4 protein-coding genes and 2 pseudogenes are annotated in these 4,376 nt (G+C 32.3%); 1 reads left to right on the top strand and 5 read right to left on the bottom strand.

The features are described 5' to 3' along the window. The first annotated feature begins 775 nt into the window (after positions 1-775). The gene (locus tag JO950_RS21385) at positions 776-1,060 is read left to right on the top strand and encodes a hypothetical protein (protein ID WP_202704455.1); all 285 of its coding nucleotides are present in this window, start codon (positions 776-778) and stop codon (positions 1,058-1,060) included. Between the two features lie 467 nt (positions 1,061-1,527). Here JO950_RS21385 and JO950_RS22490 read toward each other — a convergent pair. The 5 genes and pseudogenes from JO950_RS22490 to JO950_RS21365 all read right to left on the bottom strand — a co-directional run. Continuing rightward, positions 1,528-1,653 (bottom strand): annotated as a pseudogene (locus tag JO950_RS22490) (gluconate 5-dehydrogenase); the annotation flags it as partial. After that, positions 1,623-2,030, bottom strand: a pseudogene (locus JO950_RS22450) (glutamyl-tRNA reductase); the annotation flags it as partial. The pseudogenes JO950_RS22450 and JO950_RS22490, both read right to left, overlap by 31 nt. A gap of 131 nt (positions 2,031-2,161) precedes the next feature. Next, positions 2,162-2,659 carry a Crp/Fnr family transcriptional regulator gene (locus JO950_RS21375; RefSeq protein WP_202704454.1) on the bottom strand — a complete coding sequence of 166 codons (498 nt, stop codon included), beginning with the start codon at positions 2,657-2,659 and terminating at the stop codon, positions 2,162-2,164. 73 nt (positions 2,660-2,732) lie between these two features. Continuing rightward, positions 2,733-3,887 (bottom strand): DUF4291 domain-containing protein, encoded by a 1,155-nt coding sequence (locus tag JO950_RS21370; protein WP_202704453.1) that lies wholly within the window; start codon positions 3,885-3,887, stop codon positions 2,733-2,735. A 292-nt stretch (positions 3,888-4,179) separates the two neighbouring features. Next, positions 4,180-4,376: DDE-type integrase/transposase/recombinase (locus JO950_RS21365; RefSeq protein ID WP_202704452.1), on the bottom strand; the 197-nt coding region annotated here is incomplete at its 5' end.

The following is a 4,376-nucleotide window of genomic DNA, read 5'->3' as shown; positions in this document are numbered from 1 at the left end:
AATTATACCTAAACTATATTAGAGTTGATACCATTTTTGCCATAAAAAATTAAGGCTGCTTATTTTTAATTTAAATAAATTATTCAATAACGCTTGCTTGAAATCATTTGTGAAATCAAATATTTTTTTTTATCAATCCCCAACGGGACATCCAAACCAAAATGTTGAAGCCCTACAAAGACAGCCCCTACATCCAGTAAGCCAATTTCTTCAAATCATTCACAAAATTTATAGAAATTTGTCCAGTTCGAGTTCACAAACAAGCCAAATGGCGCCAATTGAAGACAATTGGCGCTATTTTTTATAATCTCACTTATTTTTATTAGTCTAAAGAACGGGGCTCCTCAGCAGCCCTTAGCCCCGATGGCAGTGAAAATCCTTTTGTGCTGGTGTTCGGCACAAAAGATTAAAGCGAACAGCGGGAAAAGCTCCAAAAAATAATAGTATACACAATCAACCACGACCACTCCTAAACCAGATTCCCCCCCGGCAGTTACCGATACGGGATCAATCCAGGTCTAAAACTAAATCAGCTGATTCTAAGCTATAATAAAACAGCATCAGAAAAAGCAAAACAACTCATTCAAAGCCTATTGCCACACAAATAAGAGATTCACTATATTATTGTTATATTCGCCAACAAGCTTACTACCTGCACAAAGTCGGCCAAAATAAGCCCTATTGGCACCGTTTCAGAAAAAAAACGCAAACTAAACAACAATACTTAAAATTCATTTTTATGACAGCGTGAATAAAAATCCAAATAACAAGAGTAATGGATAAGCTAAATCCTTTAACGCAATTCTTCAAAGCAATAGAAAAAGACCAGCGTATCAGCATTACCCATATTGGAATTTTTGCGGCATTACTACAATTCAGAACTGCTGCGGGCTATATTAATCCTATTAAAGCATATAGACATGAAATTATGAAGATTGCTAAAATAAGCGGCCCTGTTACCTATCATAGATGTATCAGAGACTTAAATGATTATGGTTATATAAATTATCTTCCAAAGAGAAATAGAAATCAGAAGAGTATAATTTATTTCACCGTTTAAGAGTTTTCTAAAATTCTCAGTAAAAGATAGCAAAAGCTGTTTTTATGAGAAACTTGAGTTCTTTATCTCACGAGTAGATATTTTTTTTGCCACAAAAAGTTTAGGTGTTTTTTAAAGATATTTCACCACTTTAAGTTTTGTGGCAGAATCGTGGCACATGGGTATATTGAAAAACACAAACACAACAAAACCAAGGCCTGACAAGCTTAGGTTCGAATATATTATACGAACTTCAATAATTATCATTTATTTAACAGATTCAAGTTCACGCCATATTTAAGCAAGAGCTTGATTGAAATCTCAATGGTTTATTTTTTATTTCCCATTTAGATTGTTTTCACAATATGCTTCGAGTTCAACCGAGGCCAGAATTTGGTTTATTGCTGAGGGGATGTATAAAAGAGTACGTAAAATAGTTAAGTGTGCAAAAATACACACTTAACTATGTCTCCAATTTTCGTTAGCATATCCATCATTCCTTTGACAACATTTTTGGAAACGATGAAAGGACTAATTAAATCAACAGTTATTACTTCGGTAAAATCTGCCACTTCCATATCGACAATAGGAGTTCTTTTGATAATTCCTGCGTTGTATCAGCTACATTTCGGATAATATACTGCACTGATGCAAAAGAAACGGATGTTGCGCCAGAAGAAATTTTAGTTTCTGTTTTAACTTTTTTGCTCGCTTGGATAACAGCATTTACCAAACGGTCCAGAAAAGTGTTTACCAAACCTTCTTGTTTACTATGATAAAAAGCGATTTTTATCTGGCTGATAATTTCAAAATCACCCAGAATCTGACTGTCTAAACCTGTCCCTACCCTAAACATATGATTGACAGCTTCTTCATTCTTATATATATAAGCGGATTGCTGAAATTCTTCAACAGAACCATTGCTGTTTTCGCAAAGCAATTTGATGAGTTCATAAGGATGATGGGCAAAACCATAAACTTCAGTTCTATTTGTGCTACCCATAAAGCTATGTTTAGCCCTTTTGATTTAACTGTTGCTGTCATTTTTTTACTTTTTAATTGTTAATAATGATGCAAAGGTGTGAACAATTAAAAAGATAAAAATTAAGGTATCTTAAGAAATCACTTTCGAGCTAATTTTCGTCTAACATCACTTAAATATTCGGGCGTCATACCTAAGTAAGAAGCGATTAGTTTAAGTGGCAGTCTTTGTACTAAGGTTGGATAGGTTTCTATAAAATATAAATATCGTTCTTCGGCTGTTGCACTTAATAGATTGGCTAAACGCATATTGGTTGTGATTAAATTATTCACTAATTTTTTATTTTGTTCGAGCAAATCATCATAACTCAACTGATTAATATTTTTATAATTTGAAGTTGTAAGTATTGATACTTCGCTATCTTCAATCGCATCAATAAAAATATTAGATGGTTTATTGTTGACAAAACTATCCATGTCCGTAATTAACCAATCTTCGGGTGCAAAATGCAAGATATGTTCTTTCCCAGATTTATCAAGTACATAACTTTTTAAACACCCTTCAACAGTTTTGCAAGTATTCCCCTTGTATAAAAGAATCGTTCCTTTAGGTATTTTTTTTTGTCTGTAAATTATCAAATATTTTCATTTAGGGATCTTCTTTTCTACAGGTGTTTAGGGTGATAGCTAACTCATTTATATTTGTGACAAATCAAAAATACCAAAAGGCTCTGCTATGGTTTTTTTTATACAAATATTCTTCGTCAAAAGATTCAATGAAATAGTCAGCTGTTTGAGGAGCAAATCCTGGAATATTTTCTACTAAAAAATCTTTATAGCTTGCGATGTATTCTTTTGTTTGTTGATGTCCCAAAGGATAAAAAATCATTTCACCATCAAATCCGCACCAAGTGTCAAAATCTACTAATTTAGCTTCCAAAATCAAGTGAAGATCAATTATATTCTTATTCTTACTGACAAAGTAACTAAACATCAGAAGGTCTTCGCACATACAGTCAAACACACCCAATTCCTCATCTCTTCTGTAAAGAATAGCAGCTTTCAAAAGATACCTTGACAATTCTGCATTAATGTAATTTTTTACATAACCAACAAATTCATCTCTTTCTGGTTGATCGTTATCAACTAGCAGTTTTTCAAAATTTGTTTGACTGATTTCTTTTGTATTCTCAAATTCTAAAATTAGTTCTTCAACAAATGATGTTCGAAATACTTCAGGTATAGAAAATTTCTTTTTTAAATCACTGTTAACTTCAATTATAGATTCGTTAATCACATAATACCAACCTTTTCCGCTGTCAATTTTTTCTTTTTGTTCTTTTACAAAATCAGTAATGTCTTGAATTGATTTTATAAATTTGCTATTAAACTTTTTTAAAGCTTCATTTTTAATTCCTATTTGAACAGCCCTGCGTTTTAACTTGTCTCCTTTAATATTATGGTCAGGATCCCACTGAATTCTTACGTTGCTAGTATTTAGTTTTTCTTTCCATGCAGATTCATCGCCGTAGGCTTCATTATAGCTTGTTAAAATGCCTTCGGCAAGAAGCTCTTGAAAACCTTCAAAAGTCATTTCAATAGCTAAAATTCGACTTTGGTTGCTGTCTTTGTTCGCCCAATCACTCCTGTACATCATCCACAAAAAGTTTGGTTTTATCCAAGTCATTCTGTCAAAGCTGTACTCTTGTCCTCCAAATTTTTGATTTTCTATAGCATAGTCCGCAATTTTATCATTGAATGCCTGATATACAAATATATTGTCTCCATGTTTTTGTCCAAGTATAAAATTTCCTTCTTGAGGAAGTCCTTTTTCATAGCTGTGATGTTGGATTGTATTTATGTTCATTTTTATTTATAGGGTCTATTTTTACACTTAAAGCCTCAGACTTTTATCCAAATATAGATTAAAAACATTGAACATTTTAAACGCGTTAAGTATTGTTCAAAAAAAAAGCTGTCAAATTTTCGACAGCTTTTTCTATTTATTTTACTTAAACAATAAAGAGAAGTAAATAATTCTAACACAAAACTATTTTTCCCTAATTCTATTTCTCAAATCTGTTGTAGATGTTACAAGGCCTTTTTTGGTTCTGTCGCATCTGAGAGAATCAAATGCAAGTTTTTAAGTAATTTAAAAGTTATGCTGCCAATTTACAGAATGATTTAAACATAGTTATCCCGGGTTTAACTATCTGATTCTTCCTCAGCATATGCACAACTTCAATTCCGCTCAATGTTCGTCTTGCCGACTCAAAACTTTTAAAGCCTAACCCATTTTGTATCCTCCATTTTATAAATCGATGATCCTGTTCTATAATATTGTTGAGATATTTAC

It is taken from the genome of Flavobacterium sp. UGB4466 (assembly GCF_903469665.1).
Classification (GTDB): Bacteria; Bacteroidota; Bacteroidia; order Flavobacteriales; family Flavobacteriaceae; genus Flavobacterium; species Flavobacterium lipolyticum.
The sequence above is the reverse complement of the archived record's forward strand: the minus strand, read 5'-3'. Positions and strand labels throughout refer to the sequence as shown.

Coding starts and splice junctions, on each gene's coding strand:
- JO950_RS21385 (WP_202704455.1), top strand. CDS start 776: ATGGATAAGCTAAATCCTTTAACGCAATTCTTCAAAGCAATAGAAAAA.
- JO950_RS21370 (WP_202704453.1), bottom strand. CDS start 3,887: ATGAACATAAATACAATCCAACATCACAGCTATGAAAAAGGACTTCCT.